The organism is Stenotrophomonas sp. a6 (assembly GCF_030913325.1).
Classification (GTDB): Bacteria; Pseudomonadota; Gammaproteobacteria; order Xanthomonadales; family Xanthomonadaceae; genus Stenotrophomonas; species Stenotrophomonas maltophilia.
In genome coordinates, this window is record NZ_CP133161.1 from 1,810,372 (window position 1) to 1,829,800 (window position 19,429).

Consider the following 19,429-nt stretch of genomic DNA (forward strand, 5'->3'; position numbering starts at 1 on the left):
TCAATCGATGAACTGCAGGCGTGCAAGTTCAGCGTACAGTCCGCCTTCGGCCAGCAGCTGCGCGTGCGTGCCCTCGGCGACGATGCGGCCCTGGTCCATCACCACGATGCGGTCGGCCTTGAGCACGGTGGCCAGGCGGTGGGCAATGACCAGCGTGGTGCGGCCCGCCATCAGGCGTTCCAGCGCTTGCTGCACGCTGTGCTCGCTCTGCGCGTCCAACGCGCTGGTGGCTTCGTCCAGCAGCAGGATCGGCGCATCCTTCAGCAGTGCGCGGGCAATCGCCACACGCTGCTGCTGGCCACCGGACAGGCGGGCGCCGCGCTCGCCCAGCTCACTGTCATAGCCCTGCGGCAACGCGCGCAGGAATCCGTCCGCCTCGGCGGCGCGTGCGGCATCTTCCACCTCGCTGTCGCTGGCCTGCAGGCGGCCATAGCGGATGTTGTCGCGCGCGCTGGCGGCAAACAGCGTCGGCTGCTGCGGAACCAGCGCCAGCTGTCCGCGCAGTTCGGCCGGGTCGACCTGGCGCACGTCGATGCCATCCACGCAGATGCGGCCACTGGCCGGATCGTGGAAGCGCAGCAGCATCGACAGCACCGTGCTCTTGCCTGCGCCGGACGGGCCAACCAGGGCCACCGTCTCGCCCGGGCGCACGTGCAGGTTGAAATGGTCCAGCGCCGCCTGGTCAGGCCGCTGCGGGTAATGGAACACCACGTCGTCGAACCGGATCTCGCCACGCAGCGGCTGCGGCAGCACGTGCGGCTGCGCCGGCGCGCGGATCTCGATGTCTTCCTGCAGCAGTTCGCCGATGCGGCCCATGCCGCCGGCCGCGCGCTGCAGTTCGTTCCAGACTTCGGCCAGCGCACCGACCGAGCCACCACCGATCAGCGCGTACAGCACGAACTGGCCAAGGGTGCCTGCGCTGAGGCGGCCGTCGATGACATCGTGCGCGCCCAGCCACAGCACGCCGACGATGGCGCCGAACACCAGCAGGATGGCGCTGGCGGTGACCAGCGACTGCGCACCGATGCGGCGGCGGGCGGCCTTGATGGCATCGCCCAGTGCATGGTCGAAGCGGCCGCGCTCGTAGGGTTCGCGTGCATGCGCCTGTACCGTCCTTACGGCGCCCAGGGTCTCGCTGGCCAGGCTGTTGGCATCGGCGATGCGGTCCTGGCTGCTGCGCGCGACGGTGCGCAGCTTGCGCGCACCGATGATGATCGGCAGTACCGCAAGCGGAATGCCCAGCAGCGACCACGCCGCCAGCCGCGGGCTGGTGACGAACAGCATCGCCAGGCTGCCGACCACCGTGACGCTGCTGCGCAATGCCACCGACATGGTCGAGCCGACCACGCTGCGCAGCAGCTCACTGTCGGCGGTCAGGCGCGAGACCAGCTCACCGCTGCGGCTGCGGTCATGGAAGCCGGCACCGAGCTGGATGAGGTGTGCGTAGAGGCGGCTGCGCAGGTCAGCCACGACCTTTTCGCCCAGCAGCGACACGAAGTAGAAGCGCGCGGCGGTGGCCAGGGCCAGCACCACGGCCACCAGCATCAGCAGGGCGAAGGCACGGTTGATCTGGCCGCCGCTGCTGAAGCCATGGTCGATCATCTGCTTGACCGCCGGCGGCAGGCTCAGCGTGGCCGCCGAAGACACCGCCAGGGCCATCAGCCAAGCGGTGAACAGGCCACTGTGGCGGCGCACGAACGGCCATAGCGTGCGCAGGCTGCCAAGGCGGCGCAGCGGCGGGGGCGAGGCGGGGGCGCCGTCCTTGTCAGTCATCCTGGTGGTCGTCTTCTATGCGGATACGGTCACGAGTGGCGTCGCGCAGGCGGATTTTCAATGCGTCGACCTGATCGGCCGGCAATTCGACCCGCAGGCACACCCCGATCGCGTCGAACTGTTCATCGCGCTTCTCCGCGCCGAATGCCGGCAGGGCCGCATGCAGGGTGCCCAGGTCTTCGAAGCCGGCCTGCAGCTGCAGCCGTGCCATGGCGACCAGCGCCAGCCGCGGCGCGGTGCGCAGGCATTCTGCGGCGGCGCCACCGTACGCCCGGACCAAGCCGCCGGCGCCGAGCTTGATGCCACCGAACCAGCGCGTCACCACCACCATCACCCGATCGAAGCCCTGCCCGTCGATCGCGGCCAGGATCGGCCGCCCGGCGGTGCCTGCCGGCTCGCCATCATCGCTGGAGCGGTAGTCCTGGCCATGCCGGTAGGCCCAGCAGTTGTGGGTGGCGTCGGCCACGGCAACCTGTTGCAGGAACGCCAGCGCTGCGGGGGCGCCGTCGATCGGCGCGGCATGGGCGATGAAGCGGCTGTGTTTGACTTCCAGCGTGTGGCTGACGGGCTGGGCGAGGGTATCGAGCATTCCCGCCATTCTACGGTGTTGCCGGGTACCCCCGCCCGTTTCAGTCGTCCAGCAGCGGGCGCAGGTCGCGCGGCAGGCGCGCTTCCGGATATTGCTGGATGTAGCGCTCCAGGCTGGCGCGGGCGAGGTCGCGCTGGTCCTGATCACGGCGCTCGCGGATTTTCTGCAGCCACTGCCGGCGTGGCAGGCGCGCGTCGGCGTCCACCTCGGCCTGCACGGTATCCGCGCTCAGGCCCGCATCGCTGCCGCGGCGCATGATGCCCGGAGCCGAACGGCTGGGAGCCTCACGCTTCATCGAGGTGATCTCCACCCGATCCAGCGCCTCCGCCCGCTCGACCTCGGCGGCATTGGCTGCTGGTGCCGGTGCAGGTGCCGCGGCCGTGCGTGCTTTCAGTGCCCCGGACGCTGCCGGCGCGAATGCCGGTGCAGGTGCCGGTGCCGAGTAGGCGGCGGGTGCCGGTGGCGCAGGCGGCGCTGCGGACGGTGCTGCCGTCGGCGCTGGCGGAAGGGCCGCAAAGGCGGTATCGGCGGCCGCATCCGCAGCCATCGATCGTGCAGCCTGGGCCGGCGCCGGCTCGGGCGCGCGTGCGATGGCCGGTGCCGGGGCAGCGGCAACAGGGGCGGCCTCGGGTGCTGCGGGCGCAGCGCTTGGTTCGGCGGCCGCCACAGCGCTGTCGGCTGCACTGCGGTCAGCGGCCTGATCGGCAGCCGCAACGTCTTCTGCCGCTGCCGGTGCCGCAGCAACAGCGGCCTCACCGGCCGGAACCGGCGGAGGTTCCGGACGCAGCTGCCAGGCGATGCCGATGGCAAACACCATCGAGGCGGCGATGCCGAACACCGCCGGCCAACGCGGGCGTGTGCGCTGCGTGCGCGGCGCCTCGGGAGAGGCGACCGCATCGGCGGCCGGCGCGTCCACGGCAGCGCGGGCCGCGGCCAGGATGGCGGCGTCCAGTGCGGCGGGCGGAGCCTGCTCGGCGCGACGGCCGAGCAGCCGGGCCAGCTCGCGTTCTTCCGGCGTCAGCGGTTCGTCTCGGTTCATGCGTTCAATCCCGCACGCAGCTTGTCCATCGCATAGCGCAGCCGCGATTTCACGGTTTCCCGGCCTACGCCGGTGATCTGGCCGATCTCCTCCAGGCTCAGTTCCTGATCCAGCCGCAGTTGCAGCACTTCGCGCTGCTCAGGCGGCAGTTGTTCCATCGCCAGCTGGATGCGGCGACGTTGTTCGAATTCGGAAAGCTCGCCTTCCGGGGTCTGCCCATCCTCGATCGCGGCCAGGCGCAGATCGGCATCGGCCGGGGCAGCCGGGCGGTGGCGGGCGGCGCGCCAATGGTCGTTCAGGCGGTTGTGGGCAATGCGGAACAGCCAGGTGCTGAAGGCCGCGTCTGGTTGCCACCCGGCACGGGCGCTGATCACCCGCTGCCAGACGTCCTGGAAGATCTCCTCGGCCAGCGCGGTGTCGCGCAGTTGCCGCAGCAGGAAGCCGAACAGGCGCTTGCGGTGGCGCCCATACAGGCTTTCGAACGCGCGCAGGTCGCCACCGGCCCAGGCCAGCATCAAGGCTTCATCGGTTGGCAGTGCGCTGGCTTCCACGGCGTACAGGGTAAGGCCTGCAGGCGGTGGCGCATAGCCGGTGGCAGGGGCGGGCAGGGCGAGGTTCATGGCATGGAAGCAGCTACGGACAGCACGAAAAACGTACGGGCGCACGATTCGGGGTTTACGGGCTTCCATTGCCCCCCGGGTGGCGCGCTATGCTCGGCGGCTCAGGGGAGGCGACGCACAGACGGCGCCAAGAGATTGTCATTTGTCCACGCATGCTGAATCGGCGGAAGAGCCACTACACGAGGCCGTGTTGAGCACGGCGCTGGTGCGCGCGTTGCATGCGCTTTTGCCGGAAACGGCCGTGGTCCGCGTTGGCTGGGACGACCCGCAGCTGGGGAGTGGCCGAGGGGGCTGGCCCTTGCCTGCGATTGACAGCGCTGCGTCCGTGGAGCCCGCCACCGGCGATGGCCAGCACGGCTGGGAGTATGACGGTGCGCGGCTGCTGCTGTCGGTTGCGGGCGCGGTGCCTTCACCCGCGTGGTGGGGGCTGGCCCGGCAGGCGATTGAGCTGGCGCTGCAGCGCGGCCGCCAGGCCGGCCAGATCAAGGCACTGGAAGAGGCCGAACGGCTGCAGCAGGCCCTGTTCCAGATTGCAGATCTGGCCGGTGCCGACCTGGAAATGCCCGAGATGCTGCGCCACGTGCATGGTGTGCTGGGCACGCTGATGTATGCCGAGAACTGCTACATCGTGGAATACGACGATGTGCGCGACCAGATACGCTTCCTGTACTTCGCCGATCAGGTCGATGACTTCGTCGCCGATCCCACGCAGAGCCATGACGCCAGCGAGATGCCGCGCAGCCTGACCGTGGCGCTGTTGCGCCATGGCAAGCCGCTCAGTGGTCCCTCGCGCAGGCTGCTGGCGCAGGTGATGGAACAGGAGCACGACCCGCAGCGTGGGCCCGAAAGCCTGGACTGGCTGGGCGTGCCGATGCTGCGGGACGGCCGCGTCTGCGGCGCCATCGTGGTCCAGAGCTATGAACAGGCAGCCCGCTATGGCGAGGCCGAGCGCGCATTGCTGGGCTTCGTTGCGCAGCACGTACAGACCGCGATGGACCGGCGCCAGGCGCAGGTGCGGCTGGAGCAGCAGGTGGCGCGGCGCACCCAGGAACTGCAGCGCGCCAACCGCAGCCTGCAGGATGAGGTGGCCGAGCGTCGCCGTGCCGAACAGTTGCAGACCGCGCTGTACAACATCGCCGAGATGGCGATGTCTGCCGACAGCCTGGACCAGTTCTATGGTCAGGTGCATGGGGTGGTCGGGCGCCTGCTCGACGCACGCAATTTCTACATCGCCCTGGTCAACCCGGCCGGCAACGGCCTGGACTTCGTGTATTCGGTGGACGAGCACAATGCCAGCCGCGCGCCACGGCCGTTCAGCCGGGGCCTGACCGAATACGTGGTGCGCAACCGGCGCCCGCTGCTGGCGTCACGCGCGCAGATCGATGCGCTGCTGGCCAGTGGTGAAGTGCGCGAGTCCGGCGCGCGCTCGCATTGCTGGCTGGGCGTGCCGTTGCTGCGCGACGATGAGGTGGTGGGTGCGATCGTGGTGCAGAGCTACAGCGAGAACAGCACGTTCAGCGTGCACGATCAGCGGCTGCTGACCTTCGTTGCGCAGAACATCGGAACCGGGCTTGCGCGCCAGCGCGACCAGCAGCGGCTGCGTTCGGCACATGCCGAGCTGGAAAAGCGCGTTGAGGAACGCACCCGCGAACTGGCCGAGGTCAACGAAAAGCTGCTTGGGCAGATCGGTGAGCGCCTGCGTGCCGAGCAGCGCCTGACCCACCAGGCCATGCACGATGCGCTGACAGGCCTGCCCAACCGCCTGCACCTGCTGGATCGCCTGCAGGATTCACTGTCGCTGGCCAAGCGCGAGGGCGGACCGGTGTTCGCCGTGCTGTTCCTCGATCTGGACCGCTTCAAGCTGGTCAACGACAGCATCGGCCATGCCGCCGGCGACCGCATGCTGGTGGAAGTGGCCAAGCGCATCGTGTCGATGGCAGGTGCCGAAGATGTGGTGGCCCGGCTTGGCGGTGATGAGTTCGCTGTGCTGCTGCAGTGCCCGCAGGGCCTGGCGCAGGCACTGGATTTCGGCCAGCGGCTGCTGCTGGCGTTGCAGGAATCGATGTGGATCGCCGGGCGCGAACTGTTTCCGTCCGGCAGCCTGGGCATTGCCCTGTGGAATCCGCGCTACCGCACCGGAGAAGAGCTGCTGCGCGATGCGGATGCGGCCATGTACCGGGCCAAGGCGCAGGGCCATGACCGCTGTGCGATCTTCGACGAGGACATGCGCGAAGAAGCCATGCGCAGCCTGGACCTGGAAGCCGACCTGCGCCGTGCGATCAACAACCGCGATTTCGTGCCGTTCTATCAGCCGATCGTGCGCTTGTCCGACGGCGAAGTGGTCGGTCACGAGGCGCTGCTGCGCTGGCAGCATGAGCGCCGTGGCCTGCTGCTGCCCGGCGCGTTCCTGGAGCTGGGTGAAGAGAGCGGCCTGATCGAACAGGTGGACTGGCTGATCTACGAGCAGGTCATCGCGGGGCTGGCACGGGGAGGCGAAGGCTACGTCTCGGTGAACGTATCGCCCCGGCATTTCCGCTCGGCAGAGTTCAGTGATCGCCTGTTCGGCCTGCTCGACAGCTGTGGTGCCGATCCGCGCCGGCTGCGCCTGGAAATCACCGAGGTGGCGTTGCTGGACGACGGCCCGCACACGCTGCGTATCCTGCAGGGCCTGCGCGAGCGCGGCATCCAGGTGCAGCTGGACGATTTCGGTACCGGGTTCTCCGCGCTGTCCTACCTCCACCGTTTCCCGATCAGCACGCTGAAGATCGACCAGAGCTTCATCGCCGGCCTGCACGGTCCGGAAGTGCAGAGTACGCGGGCGCTGGTGGAAGGCGTGCTGTCGCTGGCGCGCACGCTGGGCATTGAGACCATTGGCGAAGGCATCGAGACCGACGCGCAGCGGCAGACCCTGCGTGAACTGGGCTGCGACTACGGCCAGGGCTACCTGCTGGGGCGGCCCGCGCCGTGGGCGCACGCGGCGGCCTGAGCCACCGCGTGCAGCTGCATCATCGCAGGGCGGCGCGGCGCTTCTCGTCGATCCACTTCGAGGCCTGGGCCGGCTGGTAGTTCTTCATCCACTCCAGCATCTCTTCGATGTCCGAGCCGTACCACAGGTCCTGGCGCTGGTCCGGATGCAGGAAGCGTTCTTCCACCATGCGATCGATCATGCCGATCAGCGGGGCGTAGAAGCCGTCCACATCGAGGAATGCGCATGGCTTGTTGCCGATGCCCAGCTGGCGCCAGGTCAGCATCTCGAAGATCTCTTCCATGGTGCCGAAGCCGCCGGGCAGGGCGACGAAACCGTCGGCAAGATCGAACATGCGCGACTTGCGCTCATGCATCGAACCGACGATCTCCAGTTCGGTCAGGCCACGGTGCGCCACTTCCCAGTCGGCCAGCTGGCGCGGGATCACGCCGGTCACCTCGCCGCCAGCGGCGAGCACGGCATTGGCCACGGTTCCCATCAGGCCGACGTTGCCGCCGCCATACACCAGGCGCAGGCCGTCGCGGGCGATGCGGTCACCCAGGGCAATGGCGCGTTCGGTGTAGGCCGGCTTGCTGCCAGCGTTGGAACCACAGTACACACAGATCGATTTCATGGATCTTCCTGTCTCTTGGCCGGAAACGAAAACGCCCCGTCGCCAACCGCAGGGCGGTCGGGGACGGGGTGTCCTTGGATTATGAGCCCTTCTGTAGAGCCGAGCCATGCTCGGCTGATCTTCGTTCAGATCGCGGCAAAGGCCGAGTCGAGCACGGCTCGACTCTACAAACGCCAAGCAGGCTTACGCGGCAGCGGCCTGCTCGCGGCGCGGGCCTTCACGCAGGGCGCGGCCGACCATGCCCACCAGCAGGTCCAGCTCCTCGCTGTCCATGCCGAAGTGCGGGGTGAAGCGCAGCGAGTTCTCGCCGCCGTGGATCACGTTGATGCCGTGCTGGCGCAGCCATTCCTCGGTCGAGTTGGCACCGTAGCACTTGAACTGCGGGGCCAGCTCGCAGGAGAACAGCAGACCGGTGCCCTGCACCTTGGTGATCAGCCCGCCCAGCTCGTTCTTCAGCTGTTCCAGCCTGCGCACGGCCTCGGCACCGCGTTCGGCGATGTTGGCGCGCACCTGCGGGGTCAGCTGGGCCAAGGTGGCGCAGGCCACGTCCAGCGCACGCGGGTTGCTGGTCATGGTATTGCCATAGATGCCCTTGCGGTACAGCTGCGCGGCATGCTCGGTCACCGCCAGCACCGACAGCGGGTACTGCGCGGCGTTGAGGGCCTTGGAATAGGTCTCCATGTCCGGCGGGTCGAGGCCTTCGAAGCCCGGGTAATCGACCACCGACAGCACGCCATGCGCGCGCAGGCCGGCCTGGATCGAGTCGAGCAGCAGCAGGCTGCCGTGGGCACGGGTCAGTTCGCGGGCCACGGCATAGAACGACGGCGGCACCGAACGGCCCGGATCGCCTTCGCCCATCACCGGCTCCAGGAACACCGCCTCGATGAACCACTGGTTGCGCGCGGCGTCCTCGAACACCTTGCGCAGGCCGGCTTCGTCGTACGGCGCCACGGTGATCACCGAGTCTTCGCCACGATAGCTGGCCAGGTGCTGCATGTAGCTCTTGCGGCTGGAATCGGAATACAGGGCAGGGCGGTCGGTACGGCCATGGAAGCTGCCCTTGACCACCACGCGCTTGATCGCAGCGCCAGCGTGGCGCGCACCCGGGTCGGTCTGCAGCTTGGCGTTGACATCGGCGATGCGGGCCGCCAGGCCGACCGCTTCGGAACCGGAATTCAGGCACATGAAACGGGTGAACGGGCAGCCGCCACGGCGGTGGCCGATCTCGGCGCGCAGGGCGGTGATGAAGCGCTGCTGCGACAGGCTGGGGGTCATGATGTTGGCCATCACCTGCGGGCGGGCCATCGCCTCCAGCACGGCGTCCGGGGTGTGCCCGAAGCCGAGCATGCCGTAGCCGCCGGCGTCGTACAGCACGGCGCCCTTCAGGGTGACCACCCATGGGCCGCGCGCAGCCAGTGCCACGTACGGGGTCACCGCGTCATCGGCATAGAAATTGACGAAACCGTCCTGCATCGCGTCGATCTGCGCCTGTTCGTCCTGCGCCAGCAGCGGCCCCAGGTCGGCCTGCACGCGCGCGAATTCCTCGGCAGCGGCGTCCACCGCGGCGATCAGCTGCGGGTGGTTGGCGGACAGGGCGGTCAGGGTGGCATCGTCCAGCCCGGTGGTGAGACGGGTGCCGGGCTGGCTGCGCAGGGGGGCGAGGCGTTCGATGAAGCTCATTGCAGATCTCCTGAAACAATGGGTCGCACGGGTCTTCAAAAGCAAAACGCGCGTCATCACGCGCGCTTGGGGGCAGGCTCGTGCAGCGGACTTCCGGCTCGATGCTAGCACTTGTTTTTTTGCGCGATAACCCCGCAGAAACCTGTTGCATAGCAGCATTTTCCGCGACGTTCGCCGCGAAGCACGCCGGCTCGCAGACGCTGGACGTACAATGCGCGCCATTGTCGACCTGTTGCCGCCCACTGCCTTGAAGAAGTCCGATTTCCATTACGACCTGCCGGCTGAACTGATCGCGCAGGCCCCGCTGGCCGAACGTTCCGCAAGCCGCCTGCTGCTGGTACCGCCGGCACCCGATGCCTTCACCGACCTGCAGGTGCGCGACCTGCCGTCGCTGCTGCAGCCGGGCGACCTGCTGGTGTTCAACGACACCCGGGTGATCCCGGCGCGCCTGTTCGGGCAGAAGGCCAGCGGCGGCCGCGTGGAGATACTGATCGAGCGCCTGCTCGGTGGCCAGCAGGCCCGTGCCCAGGTGGGCGCCAGCAAGTCACCGAAGGCCGGCAGCCGCATTGCGCTGGATGCCGGCGGTGAAGCCGAGGTGCTGGGCCGCGATGGCGAGTTCTACGTACTGCAGTTCCATGTGCCGGAATCGCTGGAACAGTGGCTGCTGCACGCCGGCCGCCTGCCGCTGCCGCCGTACATCCAGCGCGAGCCGGGCGTGGACGACCGCGAGCGCTATCAGACTGTGTTCGCGCGCGAAGTGGGGGCGGTGGCGGCGCCGACCGCCGGCCTGCATTTCGACGAACCGCTGCTGGCCGCACTGAAGGACAAGGGCGTGGAGTTCGGGCACGTCACCCTGCACGTGGGTGCAGGCACCTTCCAGCCGGTGCGTGCCGATGACCTGAAGGACCACGTGATGCACCGCGAGTGGCTGAACGTGGGTGCCGAGCTGGTGCAGCAGGTGCGGCGCACGCGCGCCGCCGGCGGCCGCGTGATCGGCGTCGGCACCACCGTGGTGCGCGCGCTGGAAAGCGCGATGCGCGACGGCGAGCTGCTGCCGTTTGCCGGCGAAACGCAGATCTTCATCACCCCGGGTTACCGCATCCGCAGCGTCGACGCGATGGTGACCAACTTCCACCTGCCGGAAAGCACGCTGCTGATGATGATCTCCGCGTTCGCCGGCAAGGAGCGCGTGTTCGAGGCCTACCAGCACGCGATCGAGCAGCGCTACCGCTTCTTCAGCTACGGCGACGCGATGCTGCTGTTCCCGCAGGCGGGGTAGGGCGCTGACCTCTGCCTGCTTGTGGTGGGTGCGCACCGTTGGTGCGCACTTGCAGGTGCCTGGAGACCAGGAAAGCCACGCATGGCGTGGCTCTACTGCCGTGCCGTTCAGGCCTGAATGGGCGGTCGAGCCGGTTTTGGGAGACAATAGACAACTATTTGCCCGAATGACCGCTCCATGTCCCGACTGCAGTTCCAGCTCCAGACCCGCGACGGCCGTGCCCGCCGTGGCCGCCTGACCTTCCCGCGTGGCACGGTGGAAACACCGGCCTTCATGCCGGTCGGGACCTATGGCTCGGTCAAGGGCATCCTGCCGGACCAGGTGCGTGCGCTGGGCGCCGAGATCATCCTCGGCAATACCTTCCACCTGTACCTGCGCCCGGGCCTGGACATCATTGCCGACCACGGCGGCCTGCACGGCTTCTGCCGCTGGGATGGCCCGATCCTGACCGACTCCGGTGGCTTCCAGGTGTTCTCGCTGGCCCACCGCCGCAAGATCACCGAGCAGGGCGTGACCTTTGCCTCGCCCACCGACGGCGCCCGTGTGTTCCTGGGCCCGGAAGAGAGCATGAAGATCCAGAAGGTGCTCGATTCGGACGTGGTGATGATCTTCGACGAGTGCACCCCGTACCCGGCCACCGAGGATGTGGCGCGCCGGTCGATGGAGCTGAGCCTGCGCTGGGCCCAGCGCAGCCGCAACGCGCATGACGAGCTGGGCAATGACGCGGCCCTGTTCGGCATCGTCCAGGGCGGCGTGCACACCGACCTGCGCAGCCGCTCGGCCGAGGCCCTGCAGGCGATCGGCTTCGACGGCTATGCCATCGGCGGCCTGGCTGTGGGCGAGCCTGAGCACGAGCGCAACGCCATGCTCGACCACCTGGACCCGGAGCTGCCAAGCGACCGTCCGCGCTACCTGATGGGTGTGGGCCGGCCGGAGGACCTGGTCGAGGGTGTCGCACGTGGCGTGGACATGTTCGACTGCGTGATGCCGACGCGGAACGCCCGCAACGGCCACTATTTCACCTCGTTCGGCACCGTTCGCATCCGAAATTCCCAGTACGCGCGGGACATGGACCCGATCGAGCCGGGCTGCGGCTGCGTGGCCTGCACCGGCGGTTACACGCGTTCCTACCTGCGCCACCTGGACCGCTGCAACGAGATGCTGGCGCCGATGCTCGGTACCCTGCACAACCTGTTCTATTACGAAAAGCTGATGGCCGACATCCGCGCGGCCATCGAGGCGGGAACCTTCCTGGCCTTCCGCGAGTCCTTCTACGCGGCACGCGGGGCGGTGGCCCCGCCCCTGTAACCCGAACGCCCCTGCCAAACGGCCCAAGGACGAACGCCCGGGGCCGTGGCATACTTCAAGGCTGACCCAGATCCGCGGTCGACACCTCGTGCCCGTGAAAGGGCCGAAGCGCCGCCCAACCAAAGGACCAACGATGAACCTGCTTGCTTTCCTGATTCCCGCCGCCCACGCCCAGGCCGCCGGCGGCCAACCGCAGGGCATGGGCCTGACCACGCTGCTGTTCCCGGTCATCCTGATCGCCATCATGTACTTCCTGATGATCCGCCCGCAGATGAAGCGGCAGAAGGAGCACAAGGCCATGCTGGAGAAGATCAAGCGTGGCGATGAAGTGCTGACCAACGGCGGCATCGCCGGCATCGTCACCGACATCGGCGACAACTTCATCACCATTGAAGTGGCTGACAACGTGCGCATCCGCGTGCAGAAGGGCGCTGTCGGCAACGTGCTGCCGGCCGGTACCCTGAAGTCGGCCCAGTAAGCCACTCCCTTTCCGATGCACAACCGCGGCGCCGGGGATGGCGCCGCGCGGGACCCAAGCAATGCTCGAATTTCCACGCTGGAAGTACGTCGTCATCCTGATCGTACTGGCGCTCAGCGCGCTGTACGCGCTGCCCAACATCTACCAGAAGGACCCGGCCCTCCAGATCACCGCCAACCGTGGCGGGCAGATCGACGATGCGCTGCGCGACCGTGTGCTGGCCGACCTGAAGACGGCCGGAGTCACCCCCGTCGGTGTCGAGAAGGAAGGGGAAAGCCTGATTGTCCGCCTGCCGGACCTGAAGGCGCAGTCCGCTGCCAGCGACGCCCTGCGCGACACCGTCGGCGAAAAGTACACCGTGGCCCTGAACCTGGCCTCGACCGTGCCGGACTGGCTGGCCAACCTCGGCGGTCGCCCGATGGTGCTGGGCCTGGACCTGCAGGGTGGTGTGCACTTCGTGCTGCAGGTCGACCAGAAGGCCGCCCTCGACAAGCGCCTGGACGCCTACACCGAAGACGTGCGCAGCACCCTGCGTGACGCGCGCATCGCGTACCAGTCGGTGGAGCGTCGCGCGGACAACAGCATCGTGGCCAACCTGAGCCCGTCCGCCGGTGATGACGCCGCACAGCGTGCCCGTGCGGCGCTGGTGAAGGCGCAGCCGACGCTCGGCTACGACGTCAGCGGCAACCGAATCACGGTGACCGTGCCGGAGACCGAGATCGCGCAGATCGCCAATGGCGCCATCGAGCAGAACATCAACACCCTGCGCAACCGCGTGAACCAGCTCGGCGTGGCCGAGCCGATCATCCAGCGCCAGGGTGCCGACCGCGTGGTCGTGCAGCTGCCCGGCGTGCAGGACACTGCCGAAGCCAAGCGCATGATCGGCGCCACCGCCACCCTGGAATACCGCGCGGTGGTCGAGGGCAATGCCCAGGACGCCATCGACTCCGGCCGCATTCCGCCGGAAGCGAAGGTCTATCAGCGTCGTGACGGCGGCGGTCCGATCCTGCTGAACAAGCGCGTGATCGTCACCGGCGACCAGATGGTCGGCGCGCAGGCGGTGACCGACTCCACCAGCGGTGCCCCGGCGGTCAGCGTGACGCTGAACAACGTCGGCGGCCAGCGCATGTTCGACTTCACCAGCGCCAACGTGAACAAGCCGATGGCGGTGGTGTATACCGAACGCGTGCCGACCGTGACCCTGGTTGACGGCCAGGAAGTGCGTGGCTTCAAGGTCAACGAGGAAGTGATCTCGGTGGCCAACATCAACGGCGTGTTCGGCAAGAACTTCCAGACCACCGGCCTGCAGAAGAAGGAAGCCGACGACCTGGCCAAGCTGCTGAAGTCCGGCTCGCTGGCCGCGCCGATGGACTTCGTCGAAGAGCGTGTGGTCGGCCCGAGCCTCGGCGCCGAGAACGTCAAGAACGGCATGCGCGCAGTGGTGTTCGCGTTCCTGTTCACCCTGGTGTTCTTCAGCGTCTACTACCGCATGTTCGGTGTGATCACCTCGATCGCGATGCTGTTCAACCTGCTGATCGTGGTGGCGGTGATGTCGCTGTTTGGCGCGACCATGACCCTGCCGGGCTTCGCCGGCCTGGCGTTGTCGGTCGGCCTGTCGGTGGACGCCAACGTGCTGATCAACGAGCGTATCCGTGAAGAGCTGCGTGCCGGCGTGCCGGGCAAGACCGCGATCGTGACCGGTTACGAGCGTGCCTCGGGCACCATCCTCGACGCCAACCTGACCGGCCTGATCGTCGGTGTGGCGCTGTTCGCATTCGGTACCGGTCCGCTGAAGGGCTTCGCACTGACCATGATCATCGGTATTTTCGCCTCCATGTTCACCGCGATCACCGTGTCGCGTGCGCTGGCGACGCTGATCTACGGCCGTCGCAAGAAGCTCCAGAACGTGGCCATCTGACGGGACGACACGCACAATGAAACTGTTTCCGCTGCACATCCTCCCGAACGACACCAAGATCGACTTCATGCGCTGGCGCCATGTCGCCATGGCAGTCACCATCGTGGTGTTCCTGGCCTCGGTCGCCATCATCGGCATCAAGGGCTTCAACTATGCCCTGGACTTCACCGGTGGCACCCTGATCGAAGCCCGCTTCGACAAGCCGGTGGACGTCGAGCAGGTCCGCAACAAGCTCGAGCAGAGTGGCTTCGAAGGCGCCCAGGTCCAGAGCGTCGGTGGCAACACCGACCTGCTGATCCGCCTGGCCCCGCACGGTGAGCATGCGCCGGGTACCGGTGACGCCGCCGCCGAGGACAAGGCCACTGCTGCCGCAGTAGTGAAGGCGCTGTCTTCTGCCGACAACCAGGCCACCGTGCTGCGCAACGAGTTCGTCGGCCCGCAGATCGGCAAGGACCTGGCGATGAATGGCCTGTACGCGACCATCTTCATGCTGGCCGGCTTCCTGATCTACATCGCGGTGCGCTTCGAGTGGAAGTTCGCGGTCACCGCCAGCATCGTGGCGATGTTCGACCTGATCGTGACGGTCGCTTACGTGTCCCTGCTGGGTCGTGAGTTCGACCTGACCGTGCTGGCCGGCCTGCTGTCGGTGATGGGCTTTGCGATCAACGACATCATCGTGGTCTTCGACCGCGTCCGCGAGAACTTCCGCAGCCTGCGCGTGGACTCGATGGAAGTGCTGAACCGTTCGATCAACCAGACGCTGTCGCGTACGGTGATCACCGCGGTGATGTTCTTCCTGTCGGCGCTGGCGCTGTACATGTACGGCGGCAGCTCGATGGAAGGCCTGGCCGAGACGCACATGATCGGTGCGGTGATCGTGGTGCTGTCCTCGATCCTGGTGGCGGTGCCGATGCTGACGATCGGTTTCCTGCGCGTCAGCAAGCAGGACCTGCTGCCGAAGGCGAAGGACGTCGAGGCCCTGGCCCGTCGCCCGTAAGCGTTCGCGCTGCACGCAATGCACAGAGAACCCCGCGCAAGCGGGGTTTTTTGTTGGCAGGGCTTGCAGCCCTGCACCTGCAGAGGCAACAGCAACAGCAACAGCGGGCATTCCGTGGATTGGTGGGGCGGTGTCGGAGTGCGGGGGCGCCGCAAGTACGTCCCTGTAGGCTTGGCAGCCGCATCCATGCGGCTGACACCCCGCACTCCGACACCGCCCCACCTTTGACAGATTCCTGCGGCTGTCGGTAGGTGTCGACCTTGGTCGACACATCTGTCAGATATCGAATGAATTCAACCGTGTCGACCAAGGTCGACACCTACCAAGGCCGCACGCCGTTCCAACAGATCGCGGAAGTCTGTCGAAGGCGGGGTGGGTCCGGTTGAGGGGGCGTGAGCCGCATGGATGCGGCGACCGAGCTTACATGGACGTACTTGCAGCGTCCCCCTCAACCGGACCCACCCCGCCCACCCCCAGGAACCCAGCTTTTGACGTTGCTCTGGCTCTGGCCGTTGCTCAGGCCTCTGCGGGTGCAGGGTGCAACCCTGCAAAAGAAACACCACCCTACGCCAGCGTCGGTTGTGCATTCGGCCCCCGCGCACTACGATCCTGCGGTTCGCGCGCGCAGGCGCGCACCCGTATTCCTGCTGAGCGCCCCGCGCGCCGCATCTGCCAACCCGAGGTATCCATGGTCATCAAACCGCGCGTCCGCGGCTTCATCTGCGTCACCACCCACCCGACCGGCTGCGAAGCCGCGGTCAAGCAGCAGATCGACTACATCCGCGCGCGTCCGCCGATCCAGAACGGCCCCAAGCGCGTGCTGGTGATCGGCGCCTCCACCGGCTACGGCCTGGCTGCGCGCATCACCGCTGCCTTCGGCAGCGGCGCTGCGACTCTGGGCATCTTCTTCGAGCGCCCGGGTACCGAATCCAAGCCGGGCACCGCGGGCTGGTACAACTCGGCCGCGTTCCACAAGTACGCCGACGAAGCCGGCCTGTACGCCAAGAGCATCAACGGCGATGCCTTCTCCGATGAAGTGAAGGCGAAGACCATCGAAATGATCAAGGACGATCTCGGCCAGGTCGATCAGGTCGTCTACAGCCTGGCGGCGCCGCGTCGCAAGCACCCCAAGACCGGTGAAGTCATCAGCTCCACGCTGAAGCCGATCGGCGAGCCGATCACCCTGCGCGGCCTGGATACCGACAAGGAAGTAATCACGGAAACCACCCTGCAGCCGGCTACCCCGGAAGAGATCGCTGGCACCGTCGCGGTGATGGGTGGCGAAGACTGGCAGATGTGGATCGACGCGCTGGCCGACGCCGGCGTGCTGGCCAACGGCTGCACCACCACGGCCTTCACCTACGTGGGCGAAGAGATCACCCAGGCGATTTACTGGAACGGCTCGATCGGCGCCGCCAAGAAGGACCTGGACACCAAGGTGCTGGGCCTGCGCGAGAAGCTGGCGAAAATCGGCGGCGACGCGCGCGTGTCGGTGCTGAAGGCCGTGGTCACCCAGGCCAGCTCGGCCATTCCGACCATGCCGCTCTACCTGTCGCTCCTGTTCAAGGTGATGAAGGAAAAGGGCACCCACGAAGGCTGCATTGAGCAGCTGGACGTGCTGTACGACATCCTCTACGGCGGCAAGGCCGACGGCGTGGCGATCGATCGCCTGCGCCACGATCTGGTCGATGGCGATGGCCATACCGTCGCGCTGGTCGACGAGGAAGGCCGCCTGCGTGCCGACTACAAGGAAATGGCGGCAGACGTGCAGGGCAAGGTGGTCGCGCTGTGGCCGCAGGTCACCAATGAGAACCTGTACGAGATCAGCGACCTGGCCGGCTACAAGGCCGACTTCCTGCGCCTGTTCGGTTTTGGCGTGGAGGGTGTCGACTACGAGGCCGACGTCAATCCGGACGTGAAGATCGACAATCTGGTCGACATGACCTGATCAATGAAAAGGCCGGCGAAAGCCGGCCTTCTCTTTTGGTGGGGCCGGCCGCTGGCCGGCAACCCTGGGGACCAAGGACGCCGGCCAGCGGCCGGCACTACCGCGGTCACCCGAACTCGAACCCCATCTCCGGCAGCGCCGGGCCGACGAAGTCGCCCTGCACGTAATCCACGCCGGCACTGAACAGCAGGGTCATCGAATTGGCGTCGCTGACGAACTCGGCGATGGTGCGGATGCCGGCCTCCTGCGCACGTGCGGTGATCTGGCTGATGCGGTCGATGTTCTCGCGGGTGGCCGCCAGATCGCTGGTGAAACCGCGGTCCAGCTTGAGGAACTGCGGCTGGAAGTGGGCGAGCAGCTGGAACGAGTCCAATCCCGAACCGAACTGCTCCAGCCCGATGCGGCAGCCCAGTGGCGCCACTTCGGCAAGGAACTGCTGCGCACTGCGCAGGTGGGTGAACACCTTCGCTTCCGGCGCATGCAGCCACAGCCGTTCGCCGGGCACGCCCTGCGCCTGCAGCTCGCGCCGCAGGGTGGCGATCATCTCTGGGTCGTCGAACGATTCCGGCGTCACCTTCACCAGTACCTGGGTGGCGTGGCCCTGGCGTGCGCGCTGACCCAGTACGGCGATGGCCTGCGAAACCACCCAGCGGTTGATCTCCGCCAGCAGGCCGTACTCCTCGGCGATGCCCAGGAACGCGGTCGGGCTCAGCAGTTCGCCGTTGTGCTCCAGGCGCAGGTAGGCCTCGTACAGCTCCAGCGGCTCGCCCTGCAGGTTCAGCACCGGCTGGTAGTGCAGCTGGAAGCCGTCGCCGGCCAGTGCTTCACGGATACGGGTGACCCAGCGCAGCACGCGTTCTTCCTCGACGCGGTCGGCCGCAGCCGGGTCGAAGATGCGGCAGGTATTGCCCAGTTCGGCGGCGGCATGCGTGCACTCGCTGGCGCGTGCGAGCACCTGGCCGATGCTGGCGATCTTCTCGCCCACCTGCACGCCACCGATGCTGACCGTCACCGTAGCCGAGCGCGCGCCGATGCTGAACACATGCGCTGCATACGCTTCGCGGATGCGCTCGGCCAGTGCCACGGTCTGCGCGTAGGGCCCGGCCTGCAGCACGGCGAAATTGTGTTCGCCGAAGCGGGCCAGCTGCGCGTCCTCGCCAACGACCTCGGCCAGCAGGCCGGCAAGGGCGCCGATCAGCGCGTCGGCCGAGGCCAGGCCGATGTCCGGCAGCAGGCGCGCGTAGTGGTCCGGCTCGATCAGCAGCAGGCCGAACTGGCCTTCGCTGCGCCCGGCCTGTGCCACTGCGCTTTCCAGCTGCAGCATGAAGGTCGGGCGGTTGAGCAGGCCCGTGACCTGATCGCGCTGGCGCAGGTCCTCGACCTCGCGGGCCAGCTCCGGATCGAACTCCATGCGGCGGCGAAGCACCACCTGCAGGCAGGATTCGCCTTCGTAGGTGGCAGCGGTGAATTCCATGGTTGCCGCGAACGTACTGCCATCCTCGTGGCGGGCATCGAGCTGGTACTGCGGCGGCGGCGCCTCGCCACGGCTCAGGCCCTTCAGCAGCTGCTTGAAGCCTTCCACATGCTGCGCGGCGACCATGTCCAGCAGCGAAATGCCTTCGATGTCGTCGAACTGCTCGTAGCCGAACATTTCCAGGTAGGCATCGTTGGCACGGATGTGCATGCCTTCGTGCACGTAGGCGATGGGATCGCGCGAAGAGGCGATCAGCGCATCGCAGCGGCGCTCGGTCTCGCGCATCTGCGCTTCGATGCGGCGCAGGCCGCGACGGGCCTGCAGGTCCACCCATTGGTCGCGGACCACGGCCAACAGATGCTCGGAGCGCTGGCGCAGGGCGAGGGCACGGATGCCGTGGCTGCTGGCCTGCACCAGCTCGTCCTCGTCGATGCGATCGGCCAGCAGCACCAGCGGAATGTCCTTGCCGCTGGCGGCGATGTGCTGGGCCACCAGCGGCAGCGGGATGCCTTGCGAGGGGGACGCCAGCACCAGGTCGATGGCCTGGCTGGACAGCACCTGGGACAGCTCGGCCGCATCCTGCGGACGCCAAGGGCGCACCGCGATGCCGCTGTTGCGCAGCGTGCTGACGATGGCTTCGGCATTCTCGCCGCTGTCATCGACGATCAGCAGGCGGATGGTGATGTCGTTCGCGTTCTGCATGCACTGCTCCCCAATCTGCGAATCT

The 19,429-nt window shown here is 67.3% G+C and carries 14 protein-coding genes; 7 read left to right on the plus strand and 7 right to left on the minus strand.

Annotation, left to right across the window (positions count from 1 at the left end; translation table 11 throughout):
* From Q9Q79_RS08500 to Q9Q79_RS08515, 4 genes are read right to left on the minus strand one after another with little or no spacing between them, the layout of a single operon-like run.
* Complete coding sequence (locus Q9Q79_RS08500) at positions 1 to 1,773, minus strand: ABC transporter transmembrane domain-containing protein (protein WP_005413014.1); 1,773 nt, start codon at positions 1,771 to 1,773, stop codon at positions 1 to 3.
* Entirely contained in the window at positions 1,766 to 2,362 is a 597-nt protein-coding gene (locus Q9Q79_RS08505; protein WP_201863780.1) for a YigZ family protein, read from the minus strand. Before Q9Q79_RS08505 ends, Q9Q79_RS08500 begins: the two co-directional genes overlap by 8 nt.
* A 40-nt stretch (positions 2,363 to 2,402) precedes the next feature.
* A complete protein-coding gene (locus Q9Q79_RS08510; protein WP_024958289.1) occupies positions 2,403 to 3,401 on the minus strand; it encodes a hypothetical protein in 999 nt (332 codons plus the stop codon).
* Complete coding sequence (locus tag Q9Q79_RS08515) at positions 3,398 to 3,916, minus strand: RNA polymerase sigma factor (RefSeq protein ID WP_229295586.1); 519 nt, start codon at positions 3,914 to 3,916, stop codon at positions 3,398 to 3,400. Before Q9Q79_RS08515 ends, Q9Q79_RS08510 begins: the two co-directional genes overlap by 4 nt.
* Before the next feature lie 292 nt (positions 3,917 to 4,208).
* On the opposite strand from Q9Q79_RS08515, the gene Q9Q79_RS08520 reads away from it, so the two are divergent.
* Positions 4,209 to 7,007, plus strand: a complete 2,799-nt coding sequence (locus tag Q9Q79_RS08520; protein ID WP_286246110.1) for a GGDEF domain-containing protein — start codon at positions 4,209 to 4,211, stop codon at positions 7,005 to 7,007.
* A gap of 19 nt (positions 7,008 to 7,026) precedes the next feature.
* Here Q9Q79_RS08520 and Q9Q79_RS08525 read toward each other — a convergent pair whose 3' ends face one another.
* Positions 7,027 to 7,620 carry a TIGR00730 family Rossman fold protein gene (locus Q9Q79_RS08525; RefSeq protein ID WP_005409253.1) on the minus strand — a complete coding sequence of 198 codons (594 nt, stop codon included), beginning with the start codon at positions 7,618 to 7,620 and terminating at the stop codon, positions 7,027 to 7,029.
* Between the two features lie 183 nt (positions 7,621 to 7,803).
* Positions 7,804 to 9,300, minus strand: coding sequence for an aminotransferase class III-fold pyridoxal phosphate-dependent enzyme (locus Q9Q79_RS08530; RefSeq protein ID WP_076739231.1), 1,497 nt, complete (start codon positions 9,298 to 9,300; stop codon positions 7,804 to 7,806).
* Positions 9,301 to 9,511: 211 nt separating this feature from the next.
* Here Q9Q79_RS08530 and queA point away from each other — a divergent pair, with 211 nt between their 5' ends.
* The 6 genes from queA (at position 9,512) to fabV (ending at position 17,228) form a co-directional block, all read left to right on the plus strand.
* Positions 9,512 to 10,579, plus strand: coding sequence for a tRNA preQ1(34) S-adenosylmethionine ribosyltransferase-isomerase QueA (queA, locus tag Q9Q79_RS08535; protein WP_005409255.1), 1,068 nt, complete (start codon positions 9,512 to 9,514; stop codon positions 10,577 to 10,579).
* A 177-nt stretch (positions 10,580 to 10,756) separates the two neighbouring features.
* A complete protein-coding gene (gene tgt / locus Q9Q79_RS08540; RefSeq protein WP_005409256.1) occupies positions 10,757 to 11,887 on the plus strand; it encodes a tRNA guanosine(34) transglycosylase Tgt in 1,131 nt (376 codons plus the stop codon).
* A gap of 133 nt (positions 11,888 to 12,020) precedes the next feature.
* Positions 12,021 to 12,365, plus strand: a complete 345-nt coding sequence (gene yajC / locus Q9Q79_RS08545) for a preprotein translocase subunit YajC (protein WP_005409257.1) — start codon at positions 12,021 to 12,023, stop codon at positions 12,363 to 12,365.
* A 61-nt stretch (positions 12,366 to 12,426) separates the two neighbouring features.
* On the plus strand, positions 12,427 to 14,283 hold the full coding sequence (gene secD / locus Q9Q79_RS08550; RefSeq protein WP_043035689.1) for a protein translocase subunit SecD: 1,857 nt from the start codon (positions 12,427 to 12,429) through the stop codon (positions 14,281 to 14,283).
* Positions 14,284 to 14,299: 16 nt separating this feature from the next.
* Complete coding sequence (gene secF / locus Q9Q79_RS08555; RefSeq protein ID WP_005409259.1) at positions 14,300 to 15,280, plus strand: protein translocase subunit SecF; 981 nt, start codon at positions 14,300 to 14,302, stop codon at positions 15,278 to 15,280.
* Between the two features lie 688 nt (positions 15,281 to 15,968).
* Positions 15,969 to 17,228 carry an enoyl-ACP reductase FabV gene (fabV, locus tag Q9Q79_RS08560; protein ID WP_043035688.1) on the plus strand — a complete coding sequence of 420 codons (1,260 nt, stop codon included), beginning with the start codon at positions 15,969 to 15,971 and terminating at the stop codon, positions 17,226 to 17,228.
* 106 nt (positions 17,229 to 17,334) lie between these two features.
* Here fabV and Q9Q79_RS08565 read toward each other — a convergent pair whose 3' ends face one another.
* A complete protein-coding gene (locus tag Q9Q79_RS08565; RefSeq protein ID WP_005413024.1) occupies positions 17,335 to 19,404 on the minus strand; it encodes an EAL domain-containing protein in 2,070 nt (689 codons plus the stop codon).
* Between the last annotated feature and the right edge of the window lie 25 nt (positions 19,405 to 19,429).